At 71.4% G+C, this 26,829-nt stretch carries 25 protein-coding genes and 1 pseudogene; 17 read left to right on the top strand and 9 right to left on the bottom strand.

The window, feature by feature from the left end; translation table 11 throughout:
* The first annotated feature begins 19 nt into the window (after window positions 1-19).
* The 3 genes from ACFVH0_RS10335 (at window position 20) to ACFVH0_RS10325 (ending at window position 5,364) form a co-directional block, all read left to right on the top strand.
* Window positions 20-1,471 (top strand): Gfo/Idh/MocA family protein, encoded by a 1,452-nt coding sequence (locus ACFVH0_RS10335; protein WP_385819154.1) that lies wholly within the window; start codon window positions 20-22, stop codon window positions 1,469-1,471.
* 231 nt (window positions 1,472-1,702) lie between these two features.
* A complete protein-coding gene (locus tag ACFVH0_RS10330; RefSeq protein WP_385819153.1) occupies window positions 1,703-3,586 on the top strand; it encodes an ABC transporter transmembrane domain-containing protein in 1,884 nt (627 codons plus the stop codon).
* Complete coding sequence (locus ACFVH0_RS10325; RefSeq protein ID WP_385819152.1) at window positions 3,583-5,364, top strand: ABC transporter ATP-binding protein; 1,782 nt, start codon at window positions 3,583-3,585, stop codon at window positions 5,362-5,364. Before ACFVH0_RS10330 ends, ACFVH0_RS10325 begins: the two co-directional genes overlap by 4 nt.
* Window positions 5,365-5,382: 18 nt before the next feature.
* Here the strand turns inward: ACFVH0_RS10325 and ACFVH0_RS10320 are convergent, their stop codons facing one another.
* Both ACFVH0_RS10320 and ACFVH0_RS10315 read right to left on the bottom strand, forming a co-directional pair.
* Window positions 5,383-6,012, bottom strand: coding sequence for a class I SAM-dependent methyltransferase (locus ACFVH0_RS10320; RefSeq protein WP_385819151.1), 630 nt, complete (start codon window positions 6,010-6,012; stop codon window positions 5,383-5,385).
* On the bottom strand, window positions 6,009-6,800 hold the full coding sequence (locus ACFVH0_RS10315; protein ID WP_385819150.1) for a metal-dependent hydrolase: 792 nt from the start codon (window positions 6,798-6,800) through the stop codon (window positions 6,009-6,011). The genes ACFVH0_RS10320 and ACFVH0_RS10315 overlap by 4 nt, the downstream gene beginning before the upstream one ends.
* Before the next feature lie 78 nt (window positions 6,801-6,878).
* Between ACFVH0_RS10315 and ACFVH0_RS10310 the strand changes: the two genes are divergently transcribed.
* A complete protein-coding gene (locus ACFVH0_RS10310) occupies window positions 6,879-9,452 on the top strand; it encodes a DEAD/DEAH box helicase (protein ID WP_385819149.1) in 2,574 nt (857 codons plus the stop codon).
* A gap of 49 nt (window positions 9,453-9,501) precedes the next feature.
* Window positions 9,502-10,374: an acyl-CoA thioesterase gene (locus ACFVH0_RS10305; RefSeq protein ID WP_385819148.1), complete on the top strand. Its 873-nt coding sequence runs from the start codon at window positions 9,502-9,504 to the stop codon at window positions 10,372-10,374.
* An 11-nt stretch (window positions 10,375-10,385) separates the two neighbouring features.
* On the opposite strand, the gene ACFVH0_RS10300 is transcribed toward ACFVH0_RS10305, so the two are convergent.
* Window positions 10,386-10,643 carry a DUF6011 domain-containing protein gene (locus tag ACFVH0_RS10300; protein ID WP_385819147.1) on the bottom strand — a complete coding sequence of 86 codons (258 nt, stop codon included), beginning with the start codon at window positions 10,641-10,643 and terminating at the stop codon, window positions 10,386-10,388.
* A gap of 86 nt (window positions 10,644-10,729) precedes the next feature.
* On the opposite strand from ACFVH0_RS10300, the gene ACFVH0_RS10295 reads away from it, so the two are divergent.
* Complete coding sequence (locus ACFVH0_RS10295; protein WP_385819146.1) at window positions 10,730-11,389, top strand: hypothetical protein; 660 nt, start codon at window positions 10,730-10,732, stop codon at window positions 11,387-11,389.
* A gap of 39 nt (window positions 11,390-11,428) precedes the next feature.
* On the opposite strand, the gene ACFVH0_RS10290 is transcribed toward ACFVH0_RS10295, so the two are convergent.
* Together ACFVH0_RS10290 and ACFVH0_RS10285 are read right to left on the bottom strand one after the other, a co-directional pair.
* Window positions 11,429-11,716 (bottom strand): SHOCT domain-containing protein, encoded by a 288-nt coding sequence (locus ACFVH0_RS10290; protein WP_385819145.1) that lies wholly within the window; start codon window positions 11,714-11,716, stop codon window positions 11,429-11,431.
* Window positions 11,717-11,795: 79 nt separating this feature from the next.
* Window positions 11,796-12,245, bottom strand: coding sequence for a DUF6325 family protein (locus tag ACFVH0_RS10285; protein ID WP_385819144.1), 450 nt, complete (start codon window positions 12,243-12,245; stop codon window positions 11,796-11,798).
* A 395-nt stretch (window positions 12,246-12,640) separates the two neighbouring features.
* On the opposite strand from ACFVH0_RS10285, the gene ACFVH0_RS10280 reads away from it, so the two are divergent.
* On the top strand, window positions 12,641-12,874 hold the full coding sequence (locus ACFVH0_RS10280; protein WP_385819143.1) for a hypothetical protein: 234 nt from the start codon (window positions 12,641-12,643) through the stop codon (window positions 12,872-12,874).
* A gap of 19 nt (window positions 12,875-12,893) precedes the next feature.
* Window positions 12,894-14,663, top strand: a complete 1,770-nt coding sequence (locus tag ACFVH0_RS10275) for a cation:proton antiporter (RefSeq protein WP_385819142.1) — start codon at window positions 12,894-12,896, stop codon at window positions 14,661-14,663.
* 6 nt (window positions 14,664-14,669) lie between these two features.
* On the opposite strand, the pseudogene ACFVH0_RS10270 reads toward ACFVH0_RS10275, so the two are convergent.
* Window positions 14,670-14,991 (bottom strand): annotated as a pseudogene (locus ACFVH0_RS10270) (glycoside hydrolase family 15 protein); the annotation flags it as partial.
* Between the two features lie 352 nt (window positions 14,992-15,343).
* Between ACFVH0_RS10270 and ACFVH0_RS10265 the strand changes: the two are divergent.
* Together ACFVH0_RS10265 and ACFVH0_RS10260 are read left to right on the top strand one after the other, a co-directional pair.
* Window positions 15,344-16,768, top strand: coding sequence for a DUF2252 domain-containing protein (locus tag ACFVH0_RS10265; RefSeq protein ID WP_385819141.1), 1,425 nt, complete (start codon window positions 15,344-15,346; stop codon window positions 16,766-16,768).
* Between the two features lie 181 nt (window positions 16,769-16,949).
* Window positions 16,950-18,266 carry a chloride channel protein gene (locus ACFVH0_RS10260; protein WP_385819140.1) on the top strand — a complete coding sequence of 439 codons (1,317 nt, stop codon included), beginning with the start codon at window positions 16,950-16,952 and terminating at the stop codon, window positions 18,264-18,266.
* An 18-nt stretch (window positions 18,267-18,284) separates the two neighbouring features.
* On the opposite strand, the gene ACFVH0_RS10255 is transcribed toward ACFVH0_RS10260, so the two are convergent.
* On the bottom strand, window positions 18,285-18,725 hold the full coding sequence (locus ACFVH0_RS10255; RefSeq protein ID WP_385819139.1) for a hypothetical protein: 441 nt from the start codon (window positions 18,723-18,725) through the stop codon (window positions 18,285-18,287).
* A 160-nt stretch (window positions 18,726-18,885) separates the two neighbouring features.
* On the opposite strand from ACFVH0_RS10255, the gene ACFVH0_RS10250 reads away from it, so the two are divergent.
* From ACFVH0_RS10250 to ACFVH0_RS10240, 3 genes are all read left to right on the top strand, one after another.
* Window positions 18,886-19,467, top strand: a complete 582-nt coding sequence (locus tag ACFVH0_RS10250) for a helix-turn-helix domain-containing protein (RefSeq protein WP_385819138.1) — start codon at window positions 18,886-18,888, stop codon at window positions 19,465-19,467.
* Between the two features lie 13 nt (window positions 19,468-19,480).
* Window positions 19,481-20,023: a GNAT family N-acetyltransferase gene (locus ACFVH0_RS10245; protein WP_385819137.1), complete on the top strand. Its 543-nt coding sequence runs from the start codon at window positions 19,481-19,483 to the stop codon at window positions 20,021-20,023.
* Between the two features lie 218 nt (window positions 20,024-20,241).
* Window positions 20,242-20,730, top strand: a complete 489-nt coding sequence (locus ACFVH0_RS10240) for a glutathione peroxidase (protein WP_385819136.1) — start codon at window positions 20,242-20,244, stop codon at window positions 20,728-20,730.
* A gap of 55 nt (window positions 20,731-20,785) precedes the next feature.
* On the opposite strand, the gene ACFVH0_RS10235 is transcribed toward ACFVH0_RS10240, so the two are convergent.
* Window positions 20,786-22,012 (bottom strand): acyl-CoA dehydrogenase family protein, encoded by a 1,227-nt coding sequence (locus ACFVH0_RS10235; RefSeq protein ID WP_385819135.1) that lies wholly within the window; start codon window positions 22,010-22,012, stop codon window positions 20,786-20,788.
* 173 nt (window positions 22,013-22,185) lie between these two features.
* Here ACFVH0_RS10235 and ACFVH0_RS10230 point away from each other — a divergent pair, with 173 nt between their 5' ends.
* A complete protein-coding gene (locus tag ACFVH0_RS10230; protein WP_259930293.1) occupies window positions 22,186-22,836 on the top strand; it encodes a TetR/AcrR family transcriptional regulator in 651 nt (216 codons plus the stop codon).
* Between the two features lie 38 nt (window positions 22,837-22,874).
* On the opposite strand, the gene def is transcribed toward ACFVH0_RS10230, so the two are convergent.
* Window positions 22,875-23,432, bottom strand: a complete 558-nt coding sequence (gene def, locus ACFVH0_RS10225) for a peptide deformylase (RefSeq protein ID WP_385819134.1) — start codon at window positions 23,430-23,432, stop codon at window positions 22,875-22,877.
* A gap of 114 nt (window positions 23,433-23,546) precedes the next feature.
* Between def and ACFVH0_RS10220 the strand changes: the two genes are divergently transcribed.
* The 3 genes from ACFVH0_RS10220 (at window position 23,547) to ACFVH0_RS10210 (ending at window position 26,759) form a co-directional block, all read left to right on the top strand.
* Window positions 23,547-24,785: a MurT ligase domain-containing protein gene (locus ACFVH0_RS10220; protein ID WP_189544649.1), complete on the top strand. Its 1,239-nt coding sequence runs from the start codon at window positions 23,547-23,549 to the stop codon at window positions 24,783-24,785.
* Window positions 24,786-24,819: 34 nt separating this feature from the next.
* Entirely contained in the window at window positions 24,820-25,548 is a 729-nt protein-coding gene (locus tag ACFVH0_RS10215; RefSeq protein ID WP_124719155.1) for a type 1 glutamine amidotransferase, read from the top strand.
* 182 nt (window positions 25,549-25,730) lie between these two features.
* Window positions 25,731-26,759, top strand: coding sequence for a 6-phosphofructokinase (locus ACFVH0_RS10210; protein ID WP_385819133.1), 1,029 nt, complete (start codon window positions 25,731-25,733; stop codon window positions 26,757-26,759).
* The last annotated feature ends 70 nt before the right edge of the window (window positions 26,760-26,829 follow it).

Below are 26,829 nucleotides of genomic sequence, written 5' to 3'. Positions count from 1 at the left end.
CCCCCTTTCTGGAGGATCGATGAACGACGCAGCACAGCACAACGACGGTACGCAGGGTGGCGACGAGGGCTCCATGAGCCGCCGCTCGGTCCTCTGGACAACCGCCGGAGTGGCCGGGGCCGGACTCGGACTCGGCGCTCTCGGCAGCTCCTCGGCCGCCGCCGCCCCCGGCCGGGGCCCGGAGGCCGCCGCCGCGGACCCGGCGACCGCTCCGAAGCGCCAGGGCCGGACCATGGTGGGCGTCCCCTTCGAGGGGCGGTCCACCGTGCGGGTCGGCATCGTCGGCCTCGGCAATCGCGGTGGCAGCATGATCGACCTCTTCCTCGCCGTGAGCGGCGTACAGGTCGTAGCCGTCTGCGACCCGGTCAAGGCCAAGGCGCAGCAGGCCGCGGCGAAGGTGACCGCCGCGGGTCAGCCTGCGCCCGCCGTGTACACCAATGGTGAGGACGACTACGAGAACCTCTGCAAGCGTGGTGACATCGACTTCGTCTATGTGGCGACGCCCTGGGACTTCCACTTCCAGATGGCGAAGACCGCCATGCTGAACGGGAAGCATGTCGGTGTGGAGTGTCCGATCGCGCTCCAGCTCGACCAACTCTGGGAGCTGGTCGACCTTTCCGAGCGCACCAGGCGCCACTGCATGCAGCTGGAGAACTGCTGTTACGGACAGAACGAGATGCGGGTGCTGCGCATGGCGCACGCCGGTCTCTTCGGTGATCTGCTGCACGGCGCGGGCGCCTACAACCACGATCTGCGCGGACTGATGTTCGACCCGGACTACTACGAAGGCCCCTGGCGCAGGCTGTGGCACACCAGGCTGCGAGGTGATCTCTACCCCAACCACGGGTTCGGCCCGGTCGCCAACTACATGGACATCAACCGCGGCGACCGTGCGGTGAGCATCACCAGTGTCGGTTCCCCGTCCCTCGGGCTCGCCGAGTACCGAGAGAAGAACATGCCGGCCGGCGACCCGAGCTGGAAGGAGACCTACGTCGAGTCCGACCGCACCATCAGTCTCGTCCAGACCGCCAAGGGACGGGTCATCCGGCTGGAGCACGATGTGTCCACGCCGCATCCGTACTCGCGGATCAACAGCCTCGGCGGCACGAAGGGGGTCTTCGAGGACTACCCCGCCCGTATCTACATCGAGCCCGACCACACCAACGACAGCTGGGGCGACTTCTCCAAGTACCGGGAGTGGGACCACTGGCTGTGGAAGGAGCACGCCAACCCGCCCGGTGGCCACGGCGGCATGGACTACATGCTGGTGTTCCGGCTGATGCAGTGCATGCGGCTCGGTCTCGTCCCCGACTTCGATGTGTACGACGCGGCGACCTGGACGTCGCCCGTGCCGCTCAGCCATCTGTCCATCAAGGCGAAGGGCGCGCCGCAGCAGATACCGGACTTCACCCGCGGTGAGTGGAAGAAGGCCCGCTCCGGCATGGACTCGGAGAACCCGGAGAAGGCCTGACCGGCCGATACGCCGCCGCGGGGCCGGCCGGACCGGCCCCGCGGCGCGCACCCGGCCCGCCCGTTCGCATCGCGACGACGGCGCGACAGGTGCCGTTCGTGGAGAAAAAACCAATTGCCCCGACCGACGTCCCGGGGCGAACCTTGCACGGTTTGAGTCTTCCACCGAACGTCCGTCGCACCCGACGGGCCGTAGCACCGAACGAACCGTCACACCGAACCATGGGACGTCATGCAGATTCGCGATCTTCCCTACCAGGATCCCGGCGATCCCGATGTCCGCTCAGGCCCTCGCTTCCTGCTCTGGCTGGGCCGCAACCAGCTCAGGGGTCAGCTCGTCGCCATGTCCTGGGGCCTGCTGCACCAGTGCTCCCTAGCCGGACTGCCGCCCGCCGTCGGCCTGGCCGTCCAGGCGGTCGTCGACCGTTCCGGCAGCCGGCTCGCCTGGTCGGGCGGGCTGATCGCGCTCCTGGGCGTGCTGATGGCGGTGGGCGACACGATGCTGCACCGGACGGCCGTCACCAACTGGATCACCGCCGCCGCGAGGGTCCAGCAGCTGCTGGCCCGCAAGACCGCGGAACTCGGTTCGGCGCTGACGCGTCGGGTCGCGGCGGGCGAAGTGGTCGCTGTTTCCACGGGTGACGTGGAGAAGATCGGCTGGTTCGTCGAGGCGCTCTCACGGTTCGCCGCGGCGGTCGCGGCGCTGGTGCTGATCTGTGTGGGGCTCCTGCTGTATCTGCCGTCGCTGGGCATTCCGGTGGCGGTCTCCGTACCGCTGCTGGCCCTCGCCGTGCTGCCGCTGCTTCCCCGGGCGACCCGGCGTGCGGACCTCCAGCGCGAGAAGGCGGGCAAGGCCACGGAGCTGGCCTCGGACACCGTGGCGGGGCTGCGGGTGCTGCGCGGGATCGGTGGCGAGGAGCTGTTCCTCGGCCGCTACCGGCGTGCCTCCCAGGAGGTCCGCGAGGCCGCGGTGCGCAGCGCGCGGATGTGGTCGCTGATCTCTGCGATCCAGGTGCTGCTGCCGGGGGTGCTGCTCATCTCGCTGGTCGTGTACGGGGCGGCGCTCGCCCGGGACGGCCGGATCGGGGTCGGCCAACTGGTCACGGTCTACAGCGCGGCGACCCTGATGCTCTTCCCGCTCCGCCACTTCGAGGAGATCGCGATGGCGTACTCCTTCTCGCGGCCCTCCGCCCGGCGCGCGGTCAGGGTGCTGTCGTTGCACCGCACGGCCGAGCCGTCGGGTGTCGACGCCACGGCGGCCGTCGATGCCGCACCGACCGGTGATCTGTACGACCCGGTCACCGGTCTGATGGCCCCGGCCGGTCTGTTCACCGCGGTGGTCTGCGGGGATCCGGACGAGGCGGGCCGACTGGCCGAGCGGCTCGGCGGGCACGCCCAGGCGGACACGGACGGGCCTGCCGCGGAGACGGAAGACGTGGCGGCCGGCTCCTCGGAGCAGGGGACCGCGGCGCGAACGGCCCCGTCCGTCCTGCTCGGTGGCGTGCCGCTGGACGAACTCCCGCTGGATGCCGCCCGGACCGCGGTGCTGGTCCAGGACAAGGACCCGGTGCTGCTCTCGGGCACGCTGCGCGAGCTGCTGGACGTTCCGTCGTCCGGCCGGGTGACCGCCGAGGACGCGCTGACGGCGGCGCAGTGCGCCGATGTGCTGGACTCCTTGGCGCAGGCGTCCGTCGCCACGGACGGCGATCCGATGACGACCCGGATCACCGAACGCGGCCGGTCGCTCTCGGGCGGCCAGCGCCAGCGGCTGGCGCTGGCCCGCTCCCTGGTGGCCGACCCGGAGGCGCTGGTGCTCGACGAGCCGACCTCCGCCGTCGATTCGCACACCGAGGCCCGGGTCGCCGCCGGGATCAAGGCGTTGCGCCATGGCCGTACCACCGTGGCGTTCGCCTCCTCGCCCCTGCTGCTGGACCTCGCGGACCGGGTGGTGCTGGTGCACCGGGGCACCGTCGTCGCGGTCGGCGGGCACCGTGAGCTCCTGTGCACGGACCCCCGCTACCGGGCGGTCGTGACACGTGAGACGGACGACGAGATCGCGGCCCTGACCTCCCCGGGCGCGACCGGCACGATCGAGGAAATCGAGGAACGGGCATGATCGGCGTCGCAGTACCGGCGTACGACCCGGCCGCGCCGGAGTCGGCGACGACCCTGCCGGTCGGCACCCCCAGCACCGTACGGAGCTATGTACGGGAGCTGTTGCGGCGCCATCGCGGGCGGTTCACCGTGCTCGTCGCGTTCAACGCCATCGCGGTGATCGCGTCGATCGTCGGCCCGTATCTGCTGGGCGGGCTGGTCGAGGACCTCTCCGAGGGGGTGCGGGACCTCCATCTGGAGCGCACCGCCGGGGTGTTCGCGCTCGCGCTGATCGTGCAGACCGTGTTCACCCGGCTGATGCGTCTGCGCAGCGCGATGCTCGGTGAGCAGATGCTGGCCGATCTGCGCGAGGACTTCCTCGTGCGGTCGGTGGGGCTGCCGCCGGGGGTGCTGGAGCGGGCCGGTACCGGCGATCTGCTCTCCAGGATCACCACGGACATCGACCGGCTGGCCAACGCGATGCGCGAGGCCGTGCCGCAGCTGGCGATCGGTGTGGTGTGGGTGGGGCTGCTTCTCGGCGCGCTCACCGTGACGGCTCCGCCGCTGGCGCTCTCGGTGCTGCTCGCACTGCCCGTGCTGATCCTCGGCTGCCGCTGGTACTTCAAGCGGGCGCCGTCCGCGTACCGTTCGGAGGCCGCGGGCTACGCCGCGGTCGCTGCGATGCTCGCGGAGACCGTGGACGCCGGACGGACCGTGGAGGCGCACCGGCTGGGTGCGCGCCGGGTGGCGCTGTCGGACACCCGTATCCGGCAGTGGACCGCGTGGGAGCGGTACACGCTCTTCCTGCGTTCCGTTCTCTTTCCCGTCATCAATGTCACCTATGTGACGATTCTGGGCGCGGTGCTGATGCTCGGCGGCTGGTTCGTCATCGAGGGCTGGCTGAGCGTGGGGCAGCTGACGACGGGTGCGCTGCTGGCGCAGATGATGGTCGACCCGATCGGTCTGATCCTGCGCTGGTACGACGAGTTGCAGGTCGCTCAGGTGTCGCTGGCCCGGCTGGTCGGGGTGCGGGACATCGAGCCGGACGCGGGCGACGCGGAGGTCGTCCCGGACGGCCGCGCCGTCCGTGCCGACGAGGTGCGTTTCGGGTACCGCGCCGGGCTCGACGTGCTGCACCGGGTGTCGCTGGACGTCGCACCGGGTACGCGTCTGGCGCTGGTCGGCCCGTCCGGCGCGGGCAAGTCCACGCTGGGGCGGCTGCTGGCCGGGATCTACGCCCCGCGTGCGGGCGAAGTGACGCTCGGTGGCGCCGAGTTGTCGCGGATGAAGGCGGAGGACGTACGTACGCATGTGGCGCTGGTCAACCAGGAGCACCATGTGTTCGTCGGTTCGCTGCGCGACAATCTGCTGCTGGCCCGGACGGGTGCCGAGGACGCCGAGCTGTGGGCGTCGCTGGCGGCGGTCGACGCGGACGGCTGGGCGAGGGCCCTGGAGCAGGGGCTGGACACCGAGGTCGGCTCCGGCGGTCTGGCGCTGACCCCGGCGCAGGCCCAGCAGATCGCACTGGCCCGGCTGGTCCTGGCCGATCCGCACACGCTGGTGCTGGACGAGGCGACATCCCTGCTGGACCCGCGGGCCGCCCGCCATCTGGAGCGCTCACTGGCCCGGGTGCTGGACGGCCGTACGGTCGTGGCGATCGCGCACCGCCTGCACACCGCGCACGACGCGGATGTGATCGCGGTGGTGGAGCGCGGCCGGATCAGTGAGCTGGGCAGCCATGACGAGCTGGTGGCGGAGGACGGAGCGTATGCGGCGCTCTGGCGGTCCTGGCACGGATGAGGGGGCGGTGGGGCGGCCTCAGCCGATGTCCGCGTTCCGGCGCAGCCCCAGGCAGCTCCACCGCACACCCGGCCGGCCGTGCAGGTCTTCGCGCTCGCTGAGACGCACCGGGTCCAGGCCGTGGTGGCGGGCCAGTGCGGTGGTCTCGTCCGGCGGGACGTCGAACATCCGTCGTCCTGCCGGAACCGGGCCGTGCCTCAGGGAGAGGAACACCTGGCCTCCGGGCGCGAGGAGACCGGCGATGCTCTCCATCGCGGACTCCCGCTGCCGGCTGTCCAGGTGCATCCATACAGCCGTCAGGAGGATCAGGTCGAAACGTTCGTCCCGGCCGCGGAGCACCCGTAGCTCCGGCAGCGAGTCGTCGAGCCACTCGATGGCCCGGTCCGCGTGGATCCGACGGCCGAGCGAGCGCAGCTCCGCCGTCGGCTCGACGGCAAGGACCCGGTGTCCCAGGCCCGCCAGCGCGGCGGCGTCGCGTCCGCTGCCCGCGCCGATGTCCAGGATCGTGCTGGGCCCGGCGGGGAACAGATCGAGCATTTCGCGGTGGACCTCCGCGAAGGACACGCTCTCGTACTGCTCGACGAGCGCAGCGGCGGCTTCCGCATAGCCCGCGGTGCCGGCCGGGCTCCCCGGCCTCCTCCCGGTCAAATGAAGTTCAGAGCGGCTGCCCCGCCCACTCCCCCGAGCACCATGAACACCGGCATCAGCACCTTCAGCTCCACCCAGCTCCCGGCCCGGAACCGCATGGCCTTCGGCGGTCCGATCGGGTACCAGCGCTTGCGGCCGATCGGGATGGGCCACAGGATCGGGCAGCCGGAGACGGTCAGCGCGTCACCGATGTCGTGGACGAGGGCGCCGAGCACGATCGGCAGGCCGAGCCAGAGATACTCCTGGCCGGGGGCGGTGAACAGCCAGTCCGAACCGTTGCCCTGCTTGTCCAGGACGCCGGCCAGTATCCAGGCGCTGGTCGCGCCGAGCAGCCAGACCAGGACGTCGCTGGACATCCGGGCGGCCCGCCACAGCAGTCCTTCGACGGCGAGCACCAGGTGGACGAAGAGGATCGCCAGGACCGCCCACCGGCCGCCGGTGATCGCCGCGGCGGAGGCCCCGGCGCCGATCAGGACGGCCCAGAGCCAGGTGTGCGTCAGGGTCCGGTGGCCGCCGTTGCGGTGCGAGTCGCCGCGCATCTTGGTCGCCTTGTAGACGGCGTGCGAGAGCTTGTCCACGATCTCGCAGAGCCCCCGGGACACCGGCCCGAAGGCGCGCGAGATGGTCGCGGACTTGTGGTCCAGGTCCGGGGCGAGCGCGGCCCCGGCGGTGATCAGTGCCCCGACGACGAGGACGGGCCACGGCATCGCGTGGCCGGCGGCCGCCGCCGCCGCGCCCACCCCCAGCCAGGCCGCCGCCCCTGACAGAGAGTGTGCCGGTCCCATCATGGTTCTTCCCGCCCCCAGAGTCGTATCGCTGCCATTGCCGTTGCGGCACGGCCGAGTTGAGTGGGAAGCGTATCGCCCATGATCTTCATACCGTCGTCCGGTTCCCTCATCCGGGCGGAAGGCAGGCAAGATGGGGGCGTGACCCTTATCGATCAGCTGCCCCCGACCGACGACCCCGACGCCCTCTTCGAGGCTTTCTCGTCATGGACCGAGACGCAGGGCATCACCCTCTATCCGGCCCAGGAGGAGGCGCTGATCGAGGTGGTCTCCGGCGCGAACGTGATCCTTTCCACCCCTACCGGCTCCGGAAAGAGCCTGGTCGCGGCGGGTGCGCACTTCACGGCGCTGGCCCAGGACAAGGTCACCTTCTACACCGCGCCGATCAAGGCACTGGTCTCGGAGAAGTTCTTCGACCTGTGCAAGCTGTTCGGTACGGAGAACGTCGGCATGCTCACCGGCGACGCCTCGGTCAACGCCGACGCCCCGGTGATCTGCTGCACGGCCGAGGTGCTGGCCTCCATCGCGCTGCGTGACGGCAAGTACGCCGACATCGGCCAGGTCGTGATGGACGAGTTCCACTTCTACGCCGAGCCGGACCGCGGCTGGGCCTGGCAGATCCCGCTGCTGGAGCTGCCGCAGGCCCAGTTCATCCTGATGTCGGCCACGCTCGGCGACGTCCGGATGTTCGAGGAGGATCTGACCCGGCGCACCGGCCGCCCCACCTCCGTGGTGCGCTCGGCGACCCGGCCGGTCCCGCTCAGCTACGAGTACCGGCTGACCCCGATCACCGAGACCCTCACCGAGCTCCTGGACACCAGGCAGTCGCCCGTCTACATCGTGCACTTCACCCAGGCCGCGGCCGTCGAGCGGGCGCAGTCGCTGATGAGCATCAACATGTGCACCAAGGAGGAGAAGGAGAAGATCGCCGACCTGATCGGCAACTTCCGCTTCACCACCAAGTTCGGCCAGAACCTCTCCCGCTATGTGCGGCACGGCATCGGGGTGCACCACGCGGGCATGCTGCCGAAGTACCGGCGTCTGGTGGAGAAGCTCGCCCAGGCCGGTCTGCTGAAGGTGATCTGCGGTACGGACACCCTCGGCGTCGGCGTCAACGTCCCCATCCGCACGGTGCTGTTCACCGCGCTCACCAAGTACGACGGCACCCGGGTGCGTACCCTGCGCGCCCGGGAGTTCCACCAGATCGCCGGCCGCGCGGGCCGGGCCGGTTTCGACACCGCGGGCTTCGTCGTGGCGCAGGCGCCCGAGCACGTCATCGAGAACGAGAAGGCCGTCAAGAAGGCCGGCGACGACCCGAAGAAGAAGCGCAAGGTGGTCCGCAAGAAGGCCCCCGAGGGCTTCGTCGCCTGGTCGGAGACCACGTTCGACAAGCTGATCCAGTCCGACCCGGAGCCGCTGACCTCCCGCTTCAGGGTCACGCACACCATGCTGCTGTCCGTGATCGCGCGCCCCGGCAATGCCTTCGAGGCGATGCGGCACCTGCTGGAGGACAACCACGAGCCGCGCCGGGCGCAGCTGCGGCACATCCGCCGGGCCATCGCGATCTACCGCTCGCTGCTGGACGGCGGTGTGGTGGAGCAGCTCGACGAGCCGGACGCGGAGGGCCGGATCGTCCGGCTCACCGTCGATCTCCAGCAGGACTTCGCGCTCAACCAGCCGCTGTCGACCTTCGCGCTGGCCGCGTTCGACCTGCTGGACCCGGACTCCCCCTCGTACGCCCTGGACATGGTCTCCGTGGTCGAGTCGACGCTCGACGACCCGCGGCAGATCCTCGCCGCGCAGCAGAACAAGGCGCGCGGCGAAGCGGTCGGGCAGATGAAGGCGGACGGTGTCGAGTACGAGGAGCGGATGGAGCTGCTCCAGGAGGTCACGTACCCGAAGCCGCTGAGCGAGCTGCTGTGGCACGCCTACGACGTGTACCGCAGGAGCCACCCGTGGGTGGGCGACCACCCGGTCTCGCCGAAGTCCGTGATCCGTGACATGTACGAACGCGCCATGACGTTCACGGAGTTCACCTCCAACTACGAGCTGGCCCGTACCGAGGGCATCGTGCTGCGCTATCTCGCCAGTGCGTACAAGGCGCTGGAGCACACCATCCCGGACGACCTCAAGTCCGAGGACCTGGAGGACCTGATCGCCTGGCTGGGCGAGATGGTGCGTCAGGTGGACTCCAGTCTGCTCGACGAGTGGGAGCAGCTGGCCAACCCGGAGGTGGAGACCGCCGAGCAGGCGCAGGAGCGGGCCGACGAGGTGAAGCCGGTGACGGCCAACGCCCGCGCCTTCCGGGTGCTGGTGCGCAACGCGATGTTCCGCCGGGTCGAGCTGGCCGCGCTGGACAAGGTGGGCGAGCTCGGCGAGCTGGACGGCGACGCGGGCTGGGACGAGGACGCGTGGGGCGATGCGATGGACGCCTACTGGGACGAGTACGACGACCTGGGCACCGGTCCGGACGCCCGCGGTCCGAAGCTGCTGAAGATCGACGAGGACGCGGCGCACGGGCTGTGGCGGGTCCGGCAGACCTTCGCCGATCCGAACGGCGACCACGACTGGGGCATCAGCGCGGAGATCGATCTGGCCGCCTCCGACGAGGAGGGCCGGGCCGTCGTCCGCGTGACCTCCGTCGGTCAGCTGTGAGGGCATACGCCGCGGGGGCGGCACCGCTGCGAGAGTGGAGACGAACCGCATGACGAATCCCGCCGAGCGCCTGGTCGATCTGCTCGACCTGGAGCGGATCGAGGTCAACATTTTCCGCGGCCGCAGCCCCCAGGAGTCCCTGCAACGGGTCTTCGGCGGGCAGGTCGCCGGGCAGGCTCTGGTCGCGGCGGGCCGGACCACCGACGGGGACCGGCCGGTCCATTCCCTGCACGCGTACTTCCTGCGTCCGGGGCGGCCGGGGGTGCCGATCGTCTACGAGGTGGAGCGCGTCCGGGACGGCCGGTCGTTCACCACCCGCCGGGTCACGGCCGTCCAGCAGGGCCGGACGATCTTCAATCTGACGGCGTCCTTCCACCGGCCGGAGGAGACGGGCTTCGAGCACCAGTTGCCGCCGGCCCGCGAGGTCCCGGACCCCGAGGAGCTGCCGACGGTCGCCGAGGAGGTCCGGGAGCACCTCGGGGCGCTCCCGGAGGCGCTGGAGCGCATGGCTCGCCGGCAGCCCTTCGACATCCGGTACGTCGACCGGCTGCGCTGGACGAAGGAGGAGGTCAGGGACGCCGACCCGCGCAGCGCGGTGTGGATGCGCGCGGTCGGCCCGCTGGGCGACGACCCGCTGGTGCACACCTGCGCGCTGACGTACGCCAGCGACATGACGCTCCTGGACGCGGTCCGTATCCCGGTGGAGCCGCTGTGGGGGCCGCGCGGCTTCGACATGGCGTCGCTGGACCACGCCATGTGGTTCCACCGTCCGTTCCGTGCGGACGAGTGGTTCCTCTACGACCAGGAGTCGCCGGTCGCGACGGGCGGCCGGGGGCTGGCCCGTGGCCGGATCTACGACCGCGGCGGCAACCTGCTGGTTTCCGTGGTGCAGGAGGGGCTGTTCCGCCGTCTCGGTGAGTAGCCGCGTCCGGCTCAGACGCCGGGCAGCGGGTCCTGCTCGACCTCGTGGCGGCGGGTGCGGATGTCCGGGGGTGCCGGGTGGAGCTTGGCGTCGCAGGCGGGGCCGAGGCCGGTGCGGCGTGACTCCGTACCGGTGAGCGGGCGGCCGCACATGCGGCAGCGCACCACCCGTCGCCGGGCGGACCGGCCGCCCGGGTCGTCCTCGGGCGAGGGCTCGGCCCCGGCTCCGGCGCCGGGAAGGGGTTCGGGGAAGGGCTCGGCGGATTCCACGGATCGATCTTCTCAGGGCGCCCGTCCACTGTGCGACGTCCGAGCCGCACAGACACCCGAGCAGTACACAACGGAGGAGTTCACCGGTGAGCAGCGTGCTGACCTTGAAGCCGGCCGCGGCCTCGCCCGTCGGCCATGTCGTCGAGTTCGCCGACGCGCCGGGCGGCGAGTCCCGGGTGGTGGCCCATGTGGAACGCGAACTGCCGGAGGGCGGGATACCCGCGTACCTCGCGGCCCGCAAGTCGGGTGCGCGTTCCTTCGTCCTGTGGGCCGACGCCGAGCGCCGGTCCCGGCTGGCCACCCTGGTCACCGAGTCCGCGGCCGACGGCGTGGCCACGTACCGGGTGCTGGGCGCGCAGGGCGAGCTGATCGGCACGCTCGTCCGGGAGAAGGCCCTCTACGGCAAGGGGCTGCGGACCCGCTGGACGGTCGCCCAGGCCGGCTGCCCGGAGGCGGTCGGGTTCAAGGGCCGGATCTTCTGGTGGTACGTGTGGTGGCTGCTGTTCCCGGTCCAGGTGGCGATCGGCGTGGGCAGCCTCCTGAGCGGCGGGGGCGATGTGGCGCGGGGGCCGCGGCGGATCATCTGGCGGGCCGGCCGGGAGGTTCCGCTGGAGTTCTTCTCGGACGATGACGAGATCCATGTCCACGCGGCGTGGGTCGACTGGCGGCTCGCGGCGGCTCTCGGCGCGCTGATCCGTACCTTCGACAGCTGGATGGGCACGCCCTGGGACGACAAGCGGCAGTGAGCCGGGCCCGTGCGGCCCCGGCCGCACGGGCCGGGGCGGTCAGGAGGCGAGGATCCTGGCCTTCTGGGCCTCGAACTCGCTCTCGCTCAGCACTCCCTGGCTCTTGAGGTCTCCGAGGTCCTTGAGCTGGGCGATCTTGTTGCTCATCTCGTCCTCCGGCGCCAGGGACGTGGGTGGGGGCGCCGCGGGGGCGGGCCGGGCCTGTGCCTGCTCGGCGTCCTGCTGTGCCCAACGGCCCGCCTGGCGCCGGGATACCCGGTTGGAGACCGAGGTGGCGGTTCCGGCGATCACCGCTGTACGGGCGACGCCGCGAAGAAGGCCTGGCATGGTGCATCTCCTTTGACTGGCTGCTGCGAGGGCCGGCCGGCGCCACGAGGAACGACCGGCGCCGTGCGGACTGGACGGCTCAGGCCCTGGTGCCGGCCTCGGCCGCGTCGAGCGATGCGAGGATCTCCTGGACCGGGATCCGCCCATCGGCGACGAGCCGTGCCCCGGAGCGGCGCAGGGCGGCCGCGAACGGTCCGGCCCACACGTTCTCGTAGATGACGATCCCGGCCGCGCTGCCGGGTTCCAGGACCGCGCTCACCTCGTCGGTGTCGTCCCGGCCGAGCAGGCCGGAGGACACCCCCTCGAACACGGCCAGCTCGTCGTGGCCGTCGCCGGTCAGTTCGGAGAGTTCCACCCCCGTGACCGTTCCGTCCTGGTCCTTCCTGACGAAGACCAGGTCCAGGATCCGGATGATTCCCCGGTCGACCAGGTCGACCAGCAGGGGCAGCCCCTCGCCCGTCAAACGGCCGCCCGGGAACTCGACCACCAGATAGTCGATCGGCCCCGTCTCATCGGTCTCGCTGCTCACACCGGCTCCTCAGAATCTCGGCTGCCCCGGGTCCGGCCAGGGCCTGTGTCTCCGTCATTGGAGCAGTGGACGGGCCGGTACGCATCTCGGTCGTGGCTCTGGGCGGGCGCCGGCCCCGGTTACTCCATCGGGTGGACAGCGGGTACCTCCGACGGCCCAGTGGTGCGAGCCCTGCCCCGCCCCTCCCCCACCGCCACGGATGGTGGACGCGCGCGGACGGCCTGCGGGGGCCGGCCCGGAGTTCCGGGGGTTTCCGGGACCGCCACGCGCAGGGCGACGGGAGACGGCGATGACCCAACCGGCGGACACGGGCCGGCAGCGGATGCCGTTGCCCCTGCTGCGGGACCAGAGGGCGCCGGTGACCGGAGGCGAGCTCCGGCATCGGCCGGGCGGCCGTGGTGAAGCCGGGACGGGCCGGTGCCGTTGTCGTCGTCAACCACTCCTCCGCCCGCGAGTCGGCCGAGGACGTGGTGCGGGAGACCGAGTCCTTCGGTGTGCGGGCGTACGCCCACCGGGCGGATGTCTCCCGGGAGGAGCAGGCCGTCGGGATGTTCGCCCGCACGGCCGAGGAGTCGATCCGCGCCGATGCCGGGATGACGCTCTGCCCCGGCTCCGCCGCCGGTGGCTGACCCCGTGGGAGGTACGGACATGACGGATGGTCAAGTAATGGTGGGCGTGGGGCTCATCGTGGTGCTGGCGGTCGGCTCCCAGCTGCTGGCGAGCCGGCTGCGGATCCCGGCGCTGTTGATCCTGCTGCCGGTCGGCTTCGCCGCCGGGGCGCTGGCGGACACCGTCGATCCCGAGAAGCTGCTGGGCGAGGCCTTCTCCCCGCTGGTCTCGCTCGCGGTGGCGGTGATCCTCTACGAGGCCGGGCTCGGACTGGAGCTCAGGCGGCTGCGGGGCCACACCCGTCGCATCGTGGTCAGGCTGATCTGGCTGGGGGCGCTCATCACCTGGCTGGCGGCCGCGCTGTTCGCGATGCCGGTGCTGGACATGTCCAAGGGCGCGGCCGTGATGCTGGGCGCGATCCTCGTGGTGTCCGGTCCGACGGTCGTCGGGCCGCTGCTCAATTTCGTACGGCCCACCGAGCGGTTGCAGCGCATCCTCGTCTGGGAGGGCTCCCTGATCGACCCGGTCGGCGGCATCCTGGGAGCCCTTGTCTTCCACGCCGTGGTCGCCGGTGAACTCAAGGGATTCGGCAGCCAGTTGGAACAGTTCACGGCCAGCGCCGCAGTGGGTGCGGTGGGCGGTGCGATCGGGGTCGGCGTGCTGTGGCTGCTGCTGCGCCACGTCCGGCTGAACGAGGAGCTGGCCACGTCGGCGCAGATCGCCGCGGTGATCGGGATCGCCGCCGCCTGCGACGCGCTCCGCGAGGACACCGGGCTCATCTCGGCGGTCGTCATGGGAATGGCCATGGTGAATCTGCCGGGCCTGGACATCCCGGCTCGCCGGCCGTTCCTGGACACGCTGGTCTCGCTGATCATCGGCATGCTGTTCATCTCCATCTCGGCCACGGTCACCCCGGCCTCGCTGCGCCATGTGGTGCTGCCCTCGCTCGCGTTGGTCGCCGTCCTGGTGCTGGTGGTGCGCCCGCTCGTGGCCCTGGTGTCGACGGCGGGCACCGATGTGCGCGGCGGGGAACGGTGGTTCATCGGGTGGATGGCCCCTCGCGGCATCGTCGCCGCGGCGACCGCCTCCACGTTCTCGGCGACCTTGATGGCGCGGGGCGTCGACGGCGCCGAGCGGATCCTTCCCGCGACCTTCGTGGTGATCGTCGCCACCGTCATGCTGTACGGCCTGACGGCGTTTCCGGTCGCCCGGCGGCTCGGGGTGCTGCGCCCCGCCCGGTCCCGGCCCCTGCTGGTCGGCGGCTCGCCCTGGGCGGTCGATCTGGGATGCGCACTGCGCTCGGCGGGGCTGGATGTGCTGATGTGGGCGGGCGCCGAGCGGCAGCGGGCCCGGATCGAGGAGGCCGGGCTGCCCCTGGCGCCGGGCGAACTGCTCGCGGCGGCCTCGGGTGCCGGGGCGGAGCTGGAGGGCATCACCGGCGTGCTGCTGCTCACCGAGGAGGACGACTTCAACGCCCTCGCCGCCATGACCCTGCGGGAGAGCGTCGAGGGCCCGGTGCACCGGCTCGGCCCGGCCGCCGACAGCCAGGGGGTGGTGGCGCCGTACACCGGGGGCGAGCCTCTCTTCCGTACCGGCCTGACCGGGCCGGAGCTGGCCCGCCGTTACGAGGCCGGGGCCCGGGTCACGGCCCGGCGGGCCGACGGGGCCGTCCCGGCCGGGCACGATGTGCTGTTCCTCGTCCGCGCCGACGGGCGGCTCGTCCCGGTCACCACTGCGCACATCCCGGAGACCCGGCCGGGCGACATCACCGTCCTGTTCGGCCCGCCGTCCGGGAAGCCGCCGGTCTGAGCGACCTCAGCGGCGCTCCTCGGCGCGGGCCCGGTCCGGGGCCTCGTCGAGGATGCGGGCCGCCGTGATGAGCGAGTGGTGGGTGAACGCCTGTGGGAAATTGCCGAGTTGCTTGCCGCTGGGTCCGATCTGCTCGGCGAACAGGCCGACATGGTCGGCGTACGTGAGCATCTTCTCGAAGGTGTACCCGGCCATCCGCAGCCGGTCCGCGCGGGCCAGGGCGTCCACGTAGAGGAACATGCAGAGGCTGGACGTACCCTCGGAAGCCCCGCGGCCCGTCCGGGGAGGCCGCGGGATCGTAGCGGTGGACGAGGCCCTGGGAGACGAGGGCGATGGAAGCCATCGGTCCATGAGCGTCCGTTCCCGGGGCTCATGGGGATCCGTTGCCGGACCGGCCCCTCCGGCTTCCGCTGTCCGCCCGGCGCCCCGTGCTCGCCCGCCCGGGCCGCGACGGCCGGGCGGTACGGCGGTAGCGGCCCGGAGTCGGGGCGTGTCGGACGACGTCCAGATGATGCCGGAACCGGGCCGAGCAGCGATGATCGGACGCAGGGCGTGGGCGCGCCGACCGGTGCGGTGCCCTGCGCCGCCCTGCCGGCCTGCCCCGGCCCCGTCCGGCCCGTTCCCCGGTCCTGGGCTCCGGCGAGTGCGGCGCGTGCCCGTGGAGCAGTCAGGAGGGCCCGATGCCGCAGGACGCGAACTCGATGCTCAGGACGGCACCCGATGCGACGCCCGAGCAGCGAGCGGCTCTCGGCAAAGCGGCCCGGCGGGCGACACCCAGGTCGAGCCATGCCGAGTTCGAACCGCCGGCCGACCGGCCCGACCCGTTGGCCGTCCTCGAAGCCCAGTCCGCGACCCGGCTGCCCGAACTCGTACCGATCCGCTACGGGCGGATGACCGAGTCGCCGTTCCGCTTCTACCGGGGTGCCGCCGCGATCATGGCCGCCGACCTGGCCACCACCGGGGACTCCGGGATCCGGGCCCAACTGTGCGGGGACGCCCATCTGCTGAACTTCCGGCTGCTCGCCTCGCCCGAGCGGAATCTGCTGTTCGACATCAACGATTTCGATGAGACGTCGCCCGGCCCCTGGGAGTGGGACGTCAAACGCCTGGCGGCCAGCTTCGTCATCGCGGGACGGGCGAACGGTTTCACCGAACGGGAGCGCGCGGACATCGTGCTGACCACGGTGCGGTCGTACCGGGAGTCGATGATCCGCTTCGCCGGCATGCGCAACCTCGATGTCTGGTACTCGCGGGTCGACATCGGCCGCCTCGAAGCGCTGGCGGCCCAGCAGTTGGCGAAGCGTGGCCGCAGGAAGCTGGCCCGGTTCGCGGCGAAGGCCCGAACCCGGGACAGCCTCCATGCCTTCGACAGGCTCACCGGGACGGTGGACGGGCAGTCGCGCCTCGCGGCGGACCCGCCGCTGCTCGTACCGGCCGCCGATCTGCTCCCGGAGGGCGAGCAGGAGGCGACGCAGGAGCAGCTCCGCACACTGGTCTCGCACTACGGCCGCAGCCTGCCGTCGGACCGGCGGGCCCTGCTCTCCGACTTCCGGTTCGTGGACATGGCACGCAAGGTGGTCGGCGTCGGCAGCGTGGGCACGCGTTGCTGGGTCATCCTGATGCTCGGCAGGGACGGCGGGGATCCGCTCCTCCTCCAGGCCAAGGAGGCCGGAACCTCGGTGCTCGCGCCCCACGCCGGCGCCGGCCCGTACCGGAACCAGGGCGAGCGGGTGGTCGCGGGGCAGCGGCTGATGCAGGCGGCGAGCGACATCTTCCTCGGCTGGGAGCGGGTGGACGGGATCGACGGCAGGCGCCGCGACTTCTACGTACGCCAGTTGCGAGACTGGAAGGGCATCGTCGAGCCGGAGGACATGCTGCCGTCCGGCATGCGGGTCTTCGGCGAGGCGTGCGGCGCCACCCTGGCCCGCGCCCACGCGCGTTCCGGCGACCGGATCGCCATCGCGGCGTATCTGGGGCGCGGTCCCTCGTTCGACCGGGCGCTGGTCTGCTTCGCCGAGAAGTACGCCGACCGCAACGAGCGGGACCACCGGACGCTGGTCGACGCGGTGCGGGCGGGCCGGATCCCTGCCGCCCTGGACCGCTGAGCCGCTCCGTCGCCCCGGCCGCGCGCTGGTCCAGGGGGATGGCAGTACGGGAACCGGCGCACCCGCCCAGCGGGTACATCACGGACGAATCAGCGCGTTGTGCTATCTCCTTGTGGACGCTTGTCGACCCCAGTGGGACAGCCCGCTCCGGACGGTTCGCGACGCCGAGGAGGCAACGATCATGTCGGCCGAAACCGCCGCACCGGACCCCCTCGCGCGGATCCGCACCCGCGGCTACGCCGCGCTCCTCGTACTGGCGGCGGTCCTCGGCATCCCGGTCTCGGCGGTGGCGTTCGGTTTCCTCGCGCTCACCCACGAACTCCAGTCGCTGACCTACCACGACCTGCCCCGGGCGCTGGGCTTCGCCGGCACGCCATCCTGGTGGCCGGTGCCGCTGCTCGCCGCGGCGGGCCTGCTGGTCGGGCTGACCATCCGCCATCTGCCGGGGCACGGCGGCCACCGGCCCGCCGACGGGATGGTGGCCACGGGGGCGCCCTCGGCGGTGGAGCTGCCCGGCATCGTGCTGGCGGCGATCGCCTCCCTGGGCCTCGGGGCGGTGCTCGGCCCCGAGGCCCCGCTCATCGCGCTCGGCGGCGGACTGGCCGTGTACGCGGCACGCCTGGTCAGGCCCGACATCGGGCCCGGTCCCAGCGCCGTGATGGGAGCCGCGGGAAGCTTCGCCGCGATCAGCGCGCTGCTGGGTTCACCGCTCCTGGGGGCGTTCTTGCTGATGGAGGCCTCGGGGCTGGCCGGGATGATGCTGGGAATGGTCCTGGTGCCGGGTCTGCTGGCGGCCGGCATCGGCGCGCTCATCTTCACCGGACTCGGCTCCTGGACCGGGCTCGGTACGTACTCCCTGGCGCTCCATCACGTACCCCGGGCCGCCGAACCGGACATCGCGCAATTCGGCTGGGCCGTCGTCCTCGGTCTGGCCGCGGCCTTCGTCGGCACGGGCATTCAGCGGCTCGCCGGGCTTCTCCAGGAGCGGGTGGAGCGGCGGACCGTGGCGGCCACCGTCGTCATGGGCGTGGTCGTGGGCGTGGCCGCGCTCGTGTACGCGGAGAGCACCGGACGGGACGCGTCGGGGGTGCTGTACTCCGGGGAGAGCGCCCTCGATCCGCTGCTGGCGCAGAGCGCCGGGTACTCGGTGGGCACACTCGTACTGCTGGTGGCCTGCAAGGCGGTGGCGTACAGCGCGTCCTTGAGCGGCTTCCGGGGCGGCCCGGTCTTCCCGGCGATGTTCGTGGGGGCGGCGGGCGGCATCGCCCTGTCCCATCTGCCGGGGCTCAGCCTCACGTCGGGCTTCGCGATGGGCATCGGCGCCATGTGCGTGGCGATGCTCAAGCTGCCGATGACGTCGGTACTCCTGGCGACACTGTTGCTGGGGTCCGAGGGCCTCACCGTCATGCCGCTCGTGATCGTCTCGGTCGTGGTCTCCTATGTCGTCACGATCAGGCTCGCGCCGTCCCCGGCCGGTGCCCGGCCGGATCGAGGATGACGGACCGCCACCGTGACCTCAGACGCTCTCCTTCTCCTGGTACGGATTCGCGCACAGCGCCCAGATGACGAAGACGTCGATGGCGATGAGCACCAGCGACCAGAGCGGGTAGTGGGGCAGCCACAGGAAGTTGGCGACTGCGCTCAGGCCCGCGAGCACAATGCCCACCACACGCGCCCATGCGGCTCCGGTGAACAGCGCGCAGCCGGCGATCACTATGAGGATGCCGAGTGCGAGGTGGATCCAGCCCCAGCCGGTGAGGTTGAACCGGAACAGATAGTCGCGGGTTGCGACGAACACGGCGTCCTTGGCTATGGCGGCGATTCCTTCGAGGATCGCCATCACTCCGCCGAAGATCATCAGTACCGCCGCGAAGGCGGTCCCGCCGATCCGGAAGGGATGGTGCGCACTCGAAGGGGCGGTGGGCGCCACCGACGGCCCGCTGCTGGTACTGGCCATTGCGGCCTCCTCGGGTAGCCGAGCGACCCGGTGGACAGAGTGGACCACCGGAGCCTCCCCGACCAAGCGTGTCACGTCGGCACCCGCCCGGCAGAACAGCCGTCCCCCGCGGGCACCGCCGGCGAGCGCCCTGTCTCTGTACAGGGATATCATCTCCATGATGAGAGAAACCGAGGAGACGGAGTCCGGCTCCGTCGATGCCCGGATCGCCGCGAGGCTGGGTGAACTTCGCACCGAACGCCGCTGGTCGCTGGACGAGCTCTCGCGACGCAGCGAGGTGAGCCGGTCCACGCTGTCCCGGCTGGAACGCGGCGAGTTGAGCCCGACGGCCACCCTGCTCGGCAAGTTGTGCACGGTCTACGGGCGGACGATGTCGCGGCTGCTGCTGGAGGTGGAGGCGGAGCCCCCGCAGCTCGTCCCCGCCGCGCGGCAACCGGTCTGGCGGGACGAGGCATCGGGCTTCGTGCGGCGCTCGGTGTCGCCTCCGCACGCCGGACTGCGCGCGGAGGTCATCGAGGGCACCCTCGACGCGGGGGCCGCCATCGCCTACGGGAACGCGCCGGTGTCCGGCGTGGAGCAGCACGTCTGGGTGCTGGAGGGAACGGTCGAGATCACCGTCGACGGCACCGTGCACACCGTGCGCCGCGGCGACTGCCTCCGCTTCCGGCTGCGCGGCCCCTCGCACTTCCACTGCCCCGGACCGGGGCAGGTCCGCTATGCACTGATGATCGTTCTGCCGTGAGAGGACCCCGCACATGATCGAGATCGTCCCCGTACACGGGCATGAACTGGTCACCTACGCCGATGAGTTGGCCGCGCTCCTGGTGGACACCGTGGACGGCGGATCGTCGGTGGGCTTCCTCGCGCCGCTGGACCGCGAAGTGGCCGCCGACTGGTGGCGGGAGCGGGCCGTGGCCGTCGACGCGGGGCGCCTCCAGGTCTGGATCGCCCGCGACGCGGAACGGGTCGCCGGGACCATCGCGCTGGACCGGGCCCGGCTGCCCAACGCCCGGCACCGCGCGGAGGTGGCCAAACTGATGGTGCGTCCGTCGGCCCGCGGCCGGGGCGTGGGCCGGTCGCTGCTCGATGCCGCCGAGCGGTCGGCCGCCGGGGCGGGTGTCACACTGCTGGTGCTGGACACCGAGAGCGGAAGTCCCGCCGAGCGGCTCTACCGTTCGGCGGGCTGGACGGAGTGCGGCTCGATCCCGGACTACGCCGGGGATCCGGCCGGGGTCCTGAAGCCCACGACGCTCTACTACAAGGCGATCGGCCCCGCGCAGGCGTCGACCGGGGCGTGAGCGGCACACCGATCCCCCGGTCGGGGCACAGCAGTTCGGGGCCAGGCCGGTATCCGTACACGGGTCGCTCATCGGGGTCATGCCCCGGACGCCGCGACAGCCGGACTCCCGCAGGTCGGTGGCGTGTACGGGGTCCGGACGGCCGGAGAACCGGCTTCGTACGGAGCGGTCGCGGGCGTGACAATGGCTGCGGAAGCCACACCTCACGAGGAGACCTCATGACGCTGTACGACATCCCCCTGCGCACGCTCACCGGCGAGCCCACGTCCCTGGCCGACTACCGGGGCCGGGCCGTCCTGTTGGTGAATGTCGCGTCCAAGTGCGGGCTCACCCCGCAGTACGAGGGCCTGGAGAAGCTCCAGACCGACTACGCGGACCGCGGCTTCACCGTGCTCGGCGTGCCGTGCAACCAGTTCGCCGGCCAGGAGCCGGGGAGCCCGGAGGAGATCCAGACCTTCTGCTCGACCACGTACGGGGTCAGCTTCCCGCTGCTGGAGAAGACCGAGGTGAACGGCGAGGGGCGCCACCCGCTCTACGCCGAGCTGGCGCAGCTGGCGGACGCGGACGGCGAGGCCGGTGACGTCCAGTGGAACTTCGAGAAGTTCCTCATCTCGCCGGCGGGCGAGCCGGTCGCGCGCCTTCGCCCGCGCGTCGAGCCCCAGGCGCCGGAGCTCGTCGCGGCCATCGAGGCCCTGCTGCCGGCCTGACGGTTCGTCCCCGGGCGCCGGGCCGGCCACCGGCCCGGCGCCCGGGGAGACACAGTCAGCGGATCGGCATGCCCGAGAGGGTGCGGGCGATCACCAGGCGCTGGATCTCACTGGTGCCCTCGAAGATCGTGTAGATCGCCGCGTCCCGGTGCATCCGCTCCACCGGGTACTCACGGGTGAACCCGTTGCCGCCGAGGATCTGGACGGCCTGTGCGGTGACCTTCTTCGCGGTCTCGCTCGCGTACAGCTTGGACATCGAGCCCTCGGCCGAGGTGAACGGCTTGCCGGTGGTCGCCATCCACGAGGCGCGCCACACCAGCAGCCGGGCCGCGTCGATCTGCGTACGCATGTCGGCGAGCTGGAAGGCGATGCCCTGGTTGTCGATGATGGGCCGGCCGAACTGGGTGCGGGTCTTCGCGTAGTCCAGCGCCACCTCGTACGCCGCACGGGCGGTGCCGACCGCCATGGCGCCCACCGCGGGACGGGACGCCTCGAAGGTGGCCATCGCGGCGTTCTTCACCCGCTCACCGCCGGAGGCGGCGCGCTCGCGGGCCCGTGCCAGGCGCTGGTCGAGCTTCTCCTTGCCGCCGAGGAGGCAGTGGCCGGGGACGCGGACGTCCTCCAGGACGACCTCGGCGGTGTGCGAGGCCCGGATGCCGTGCTTCTTGAACTTCTGGCCCTGGGAGAGACCGGGGGTGTCCGGCGGCACGATGAACGAGGCGTGCCCCTTGGACCCCAGCTCCGGGTCGACCACGGCCACGACGACATGGACGTTGGCGATGCCGCCGTTGGTCGCCCAGGTCTTGGTGCCGTTCAGCACCCACTCGTCCTTGGCCTGGTCGTACACCGCGCGGGTACGCATCGAGGCGACGTCGGAACCGGCGTCCGGCTCGGACGAGCAGAAGGCCGCGACCTTGACATCGTCGGCGTCGCCGTACATCTGCGGAATCCAGGTGCCGATCTGCTCCTCGGTGCCGTTGGCGAGGACGCCCACGGCCGCCAGGCCCGTACCGACGATGGACAGGGCGATGCCCGCGTCCCCCCAGAAGAGCTCCTCCATCGCCATCGGGATGCCGAGGCCCGTCGGGTCGAAGAACTGCTGGGCGTAGAAGTCGAGGGAGTAGATGCCGACCTTGGCCGCCTCCTGGATGACGGGCCAGGGCGTTTCCTCACGCTCGTCCCACTCCGAAGCCGCCGGACGGATCACATCCGCGGCGAAGCCGTGAAGCCAGTCACGGACCTGCTTCTGGTCATCGTTGAGTTCGAGCGTGAACTCCGCCATGTTCCCCTCCACGTACTGCTGTGAAAAACCACTCGTTACTTGCGGTAACCGCAGTCTGTTACCGACAAGTAGCCTCTGTCAACCGCCCAGGTTCGGATCCGCACGGCGCTGGGCAGGGTGTTACGTTGCGCAGGCAGGACGCATTTGCACGGCCAGGGGCGGGGAGAGGCGACATGGAGAGCACACGACAGGCAGAGCGACAGCGGACAGCGGCCGAGAGCCGCCGCCGCGAGCTGCTCGAAGCCGCCGACCGCGTGGTGCTCAGGGACGGGCCCGGGGCCTCGATGAACGCCATCGCGGCGGAGGCCGGAATCACCAAGCCGATCCTCTACCGGCACTTCGGCGACAAGGGCGGCCTCTACCGCGCCCTCGCCAAGCGCCACACCGACGCCCTGCTGATCGCGCTGCGGGCCGCGCTCGACGCTCCCGCCGAGCGCCGCCGGCGCGTCGAGTCGACGCTCGACACCTATCTCGCCGCGATCGAGGCCCGCCCGCAGGTCTACCGATTCCTGATGCACCCGTCCGACGACGCGGCGCCCTCGACGGAACAGGGCTTCGACGTCGGACGGCACTCGGCGCCACTGCTGCGCAGACTCGGCGAGGAGCTCGCCCTGGTGATCGCCGAGCGGGTGGACCTGGGCCCGGACAGCGAGGCCATGGCCCGCATCTGGGGCCACGGCATCGTCGGCATGATGCACGCCGCGGGCGACTGGTGGCTGGGCGAACGCCCCTGCTCCCGGGAGCAGTTGGTGAGCAGCCTGGCCGACCTGCTGTGGGGCAGGCTGGCCGCGGCGGGCGACCGTCCGGGCGGACCGGGTTTCTAGGACCGGGTGGCAAGGACCGGATTCCCGGGCCCGGGTGCCTAGGACGCGGCCTCGCCGGTGCGCGCCCAGGGCGCGCGGCGGGCCGCTCGCATCGCCCTTCTGCGGCGCAGCCCGGTCAACCGGTCCGTGTAGACCGCGCCTTCGAGATGGTCGCACTCGTGCTGGAGGCAGCGCGCGAAGAACCCGGTGCCGGTGATCCGGACCGGTTCGCCGTCGACCGTGCTGCCCTCGACGACCGCACGGTCGAACCGCGGGGTGGCCGCTTCGAGGCCGGGCAGCGAGAGGCAGCCCTCCGGGCCGCGTACGGTGATGCCGTCGGCCTCGACGAGCCTGGGGTTGACGAGGTGCCCGAGGTGACGGATGTCGTCGTCGTCCGGGCAGTCGTAGACGAACACCCGCAGTGGAACGCCGATCTGGTTGGCCGCGAGGCCGACGCCCTCGGCCGCGTACATGGTGGCGTACATGTCCTCGACGAGCCGGGCGAGCGAGGGGCCGAAGTCGGTGACGGGTTCACAGGCCCCGTGCAACACCGGATCACCGAGCAGGCTCATGGCACGAATCAGTCCGGAACTGCCGGGGATCGGGCGGTTTCGCATGGCCGCAATCGTACGTTCCACGTGACCTCCACCTTCCCGGCGGTGCCAGGGTGCGGTCGCCGCGCCGGACATCGATAGGCTGGGCGTGGACCGATGCAAGGAGGATCTAGGACGATGGCAGGCAACACGGAGCCGCTGTCGCCGCGGGCCAAGCTGGCCGTGACGGCGGGCAAGGCCGCGGCGGCGGTGTCACGCGCCGCAGGGCGCGGCAGCGGATCGGTGATCGGCGGCCGGGTGGCGCTCAAGCTCGACCCCGACCTGCTGGGGCGGCTGGCGCAGCACCTGGACGTGATCCTCGTGTCGGCGACGAACGGCAAGACGACGACCACCCGGCTGATCGCCGAAGCACTGCGGGCCGCGGGCCCGGTGGTGTCCAACGCGCTCGGCGCCAACATGCCGGCGGGCATCACCTCGGCGCTGGCCGGCGGCTCGGACGCGCAGTACGGCGTGATCGAGGTGGACGAGAAGTACCTCGCCGGGGTCGCACGCGACACGACTCCCAAGGTGATCGCGCTGCTCAACCTCTCCCGCGACCAGCTGGACCGCGCGGCGGAGACCCGGATGCTGGCGGAGAAGTGGCGTGAGGGGCTGTCCGGCTCGAAGGCCGTGATCGTCGCGAACGCCGACGACCCGCTGATCGTCTGGGCGGCGTCCTCCTCCCCCAATGTGGTGTGGGTGGCGGCCGGACAGGCGTGGAAGGACGACGCCTGGTCCTGCCCCTCCTGCGGCGGTGTGATGCAGCGTCCCGGCGACGACTGGTTCTGCGGCGAGTGCGGATTCCGCCGGCCCGCCCCCAGCTGGGTCCTGCACGGCGACTACGTCCTGGACCCGCACGGTTCGGCGTGGCCGATCCACCTCCAGCTGCCCGGCCGCGCCAACAAGGCCAACGCCACCAGCTCCGCCGCCGTGGCCGCCGTCTTCGGTGTGCCGCCGCAGGTCGCGCTGGAACGGATGTACCAGGTGCAGGCCGTCGCGGGCCGCTACGACGTGGTGTCCTTCCTCGGCCGTGAACTGCGGCTGCTGCTGGCGAAGAACCCGGCGGGCTGGCTCGAAACGTTCTCCCTGATCGACCCGCCGCCCACGCCGGTGATCCTCTCCGTCAACGCCCGCGGCGCGGACGGCACGGACACTTCCTGGCTGTGGGACGTGGACTACACCCAGCTCGCCGGTCACCCGATCTTCGTGCTCGGCGACCGCAAGCTGGACCTGGCGGTCCGTCTCGAAGTGGCCGGTCTCGACTTCCGGGTCTGCGAGAACCTCGACGAGGCCGTGCAGCAGGCCCCGCCCGGCCGTATCGAGGTCATCGCCAACTACACCGCCTTCCAGGATCTGCGCCGTCGTGTCGGCAACTGACCCCGGCCCCGGCCACCTCCGGAGAGGACGAAGCATGAGCAACAACGGTCTGCGTCTGGTCTGGGTCTACCCCGACCTCCTCAGCACCTACGGCGACCAGGGCAACGCGCTGGTGGTGGAGCGTCGCGCCCGGCAGCGCGGTCTCGACGTCCAGCGCGTCGACGTGCGCAGCGACCAGCCGATCCCGACGTCCGGCGACATCTATCTGATCGGCGGCGGTGAGGACCGGCCGCAGCGGCTCGCCGCGGAGCGGTTGCGCCGCGACGGCGGGCTCAGCCGGGCCGCGTCGAACGGCGCGATCATCTTCTCGGTCTGCGCGGGCTACCAGATCCTCGGCCACGAGTTCATCAACGACCTCGGTGAGCGCGAGCCCGGTCTCGGGCTGCTCGACGTGGTCTCCACCCGCGGCGAGGGGGCCCGCTGCGTCGGTGACGTACTGGCCGACATCGACCCGCACCTCGGCCTGCCACCGCTGACCGGGTTCGAGAACCACCAGGGCGTCACCCATCTCGGCCCGACGGCACGGCCGTTCGCCCGGGTGCAGTTCGGCCGGGGCAACGGCACCGGCGACGGCACCGAGGGTGCGTACAACGACACCGTCTTCGGTACGTACATGCACGGCCCCGTCATGGCGCGCAATCCACTGATCGCGGACCTGCTGCTGAAGCTGGCCCTCGATGTGAACGCCCTGCCGCCGACGGACGACCGCTGGTACGAGGCGCTGCGCGCCGAGCGCATCGCGTCGGCCACGCAGCCCGCCTGATGGGGCGCTGAGCGTCCGGCTACTCTCCAGGTTGCCGGACGCTCTTGCTTTCGCACGTCCGAGCGGAGTCCAGCAGGCGGACGCCCGGTTCGGTCCCGCCACCCTGCGCCGGTAGGGTGGCGGGGATCCAACCGGACGACGTGGTCCGGTCGTCGGCCCACGTTGCAAAGGTTTCCCGGGCAATGCGAATTGGTGTGCTCACCTCCGGCGGCGACTGCCCCGGCCTCAACGCCGTCATCCGTTCCGTCGTTCATCGCGCGGTGGTCGACCACGGCGACGAGGTCATCGGCTTCCACGACGGGTGGAAGGGCCTCCTTGAGTGCGACTTCCGCAAGCTCGATCTCGACGCGGTCGGCGGCATCCTCGCCCGCGGCGGTACGATCCTCGGCTCCTCCCGGGTTCAGCCCGCCCATCTGCGCGGCGGCGTGGAGCAGGCCAGGGGCCATGTCTCCGATCTCGGTCTCGACGCGATCATCCCGATAGGCGGCGAGGGCACGCTGAAGGCCGCCAACCTGCTCTCCGAGGCGGGCCTGCCGATCGTCGGCGTTCCGAAGACCATCGACAACGACATCGCCTCGACCGATGTGACCTTCGGCTTCGACACCGCGGTCGGGGTCGCGACCGAGGCGCTCGACCGGCTCAAGACGACGGCCGAATCGCACCAGCGGGTGCTGATCGTCGAGGTCATGGGCCGCCACACCGGCTGGATCGCCCTGCACTCGGGAATGGCGGCCGGTGCGCACGCCATCGTGGTGCCGGAGCGCCCGTTCGACATCGATGAGCTGACCGAGGTGGTCGGCCGGCGTTTCTCGGCAGGCAAGAAGTTCGCGATCGTGGTCGTCGCCGAGGGCGCCAAGCCCCGCGAGGGCACGTCGATGGAGATCGAGCAGGGCACCAAGGACATCTACGGGCACGAGCGGTTCGCCGGCATGGCCACGCAGCTCTCCGGCGAGCTGGAGCGGCGCCTGGGCAAGGAGGCCCGGCCGGTGATCCTCGGCCATGTGCAGCGCGGTGGCACGCCGACCGCGTACGACCGGGTGCTTGCCACCCGCTTCGGCTGGCACGCGGTGGAGGCGGCGCACCGCGGTGAGTTCGGCATGATGACGGCACTGCGTGGCACGGACATAGTGATGGTCCCGCTGGGTGAGGCCGTGGAGACGCTGAAGACCGTCCCGGCGGAGCGCTACGCCGAGGCGGAGTGCGTGCTCTGAGCGACACCTCGTCCTACGGACTGCCCCCGGCCGCAGCTGCGGCCGGGGGCAGTTCTACTCTGGTCGGGAC

It is taken from the genome of Streptomyces sp. NPDC127117, from assembly GCF_042677325.1.
GTDB lineage: Bacteria > Actinomycetota > Actinomycetes > Streptomycetales > Streptomycetaceae > Streptomyces.
This window is presented reverse-complemented; position numbering and strand designations above follow the sequence as displayed.

Coding starts and splice junctions, on each gene's coding strand:
- ACFVH0_RS10265 (WP_385819141.1), top strand. CDS start 15,344: ATGCCGCAGGACGCGAACTCGATGCTCAGGACGGCACCCGATGCGACG.
- ACFVH0_RS10220 (WP_189544649.1), top strand. CDS start 23,547: ATGGCAGGCAACACGGAGCCGCTGTCGCCGCGGGCCAAGCTGGCCGTG.
- ACFVH0_RS10255 (WP_385819139.1), bottom strand. CDS start 18,725: ATGGCCAGTACCAGCAGCGGGCCGTCGGTGGCGCCCACCGCCCCTTCG.
- ACFVH0_RS10245 (WP_385819137.1), top strand. CDS start 19,481: ATGATCGAGATCGTCCCCGTACACGGGCATGAACTGGTCACCTACGCC.
- ACFVH0_RS10230 (WP_259930293.1), top strand. CDS start 22,186: ATGGAGAGCACACGACAGGCAGAGCGACAGCGGACAGCGGCCGAGAGC.
- ACFVH0_RS10260 (WP_385819140.1), top strand. CDS start 16,950: ATGTCGGCCGAAACCGCCGCACCGGACCCCCTCGCGCGGATCCGCACC.
- def (WP_385819134.1), bottom strand. CDS start 23,432: ATGCGAAACCGCCCGATCCCCGGCAGTTCCGGACTGATTCGTGCCATG.
- ACFVH0_RS10310 (WP_385819149.1), top strand. CDS start 6,879: ATGATCTTCATACCGTCGTCCGGTTCCCTCATCCGGGCGGAAGGCAGG.
- ACFVH0_RS10210 (WP_385819133.1), top strand. CDS start 25,731: ATGCGAATTGGTGTGCTCACCTCCGGCGGCGACTGCCCCGGCCTCAAC.
- ACFVH0_RS10275 (WP_385819142.1), top strand. CDS start 12,894: ATGACGGATGGTCAAGTAATGGTGGGCGTGGGGCTCATCGTGGTGCTG.
- ACFVH0_RS10325 (WP_385819152.1), top strand. CDS start 3,583: ATGATCGGCGTCGCAGTACCGGCGTACGACCCGGCCGCGCCGGAGTCG.
- ACFVH0_RS10235 (WP_385819135.1), bottom strand. CDS start 22,012: ATGGCGGAGTTCACGCTCGAACTCAACGATGACCAGAAGCAGGTCCGT.
- ACFVH0_RS10250 (WP_385819138.1), top strand. CDS start 18,886: ATGAGAGAAACCGAGGAGACGGAGTCCGGCTCCGTCGATGCCCGGATC.
- ACFVH0_RS10315 (WP_385819150.1), bottom strand. CDS start 6,800: ATGATGGGACCGGCACACTCTCTGTCAGGGGCGGCGGCCTGGCTGGGG.
- ACFVH0_RS10215 (WP_124719155.1), top strand. CDS start 24,820: ATGAGCAACAACGGTCTGCGTCTGGTCTGGGTCTACCCCGACCTCCTC.
- ACFVH0_RS10330 (WP_385819153.1), top strand. CDS start 1,703: ATGCAGATTCGCGATCTTCCCTACCAGGATCCCGGCGATCCCGATGTC.
- ACFVH0_RS10240 (WP_385819136.1), top strand. CDS start 20,242: ATGACGCTGTACGACATCCCCCTGCGCACGCTCACCGGCGAGCCCACG.
- ACFVH0_RS10335 (WP_385819154.1), top strand. CDS start 20: ATGAACGACGCAGCACAGCACAACGACGGTACGCAGGGTGGCGACGAG.
- ACFVH0_RS10305 (WP_385819148.1), top strand. CDS start 9,502: ATGACGAATCCCGCCGAGCGCCTGGTCGATCTGCTCGACCTGGAGCGG.
- ACFVH0_RS10290 (WP_385819145.1), bottom strand. CDS start 11,716: ATGCCAGGCCTTCTTCGCGGCGTCGCCCGTACAGCGGTGATCGCCGGA.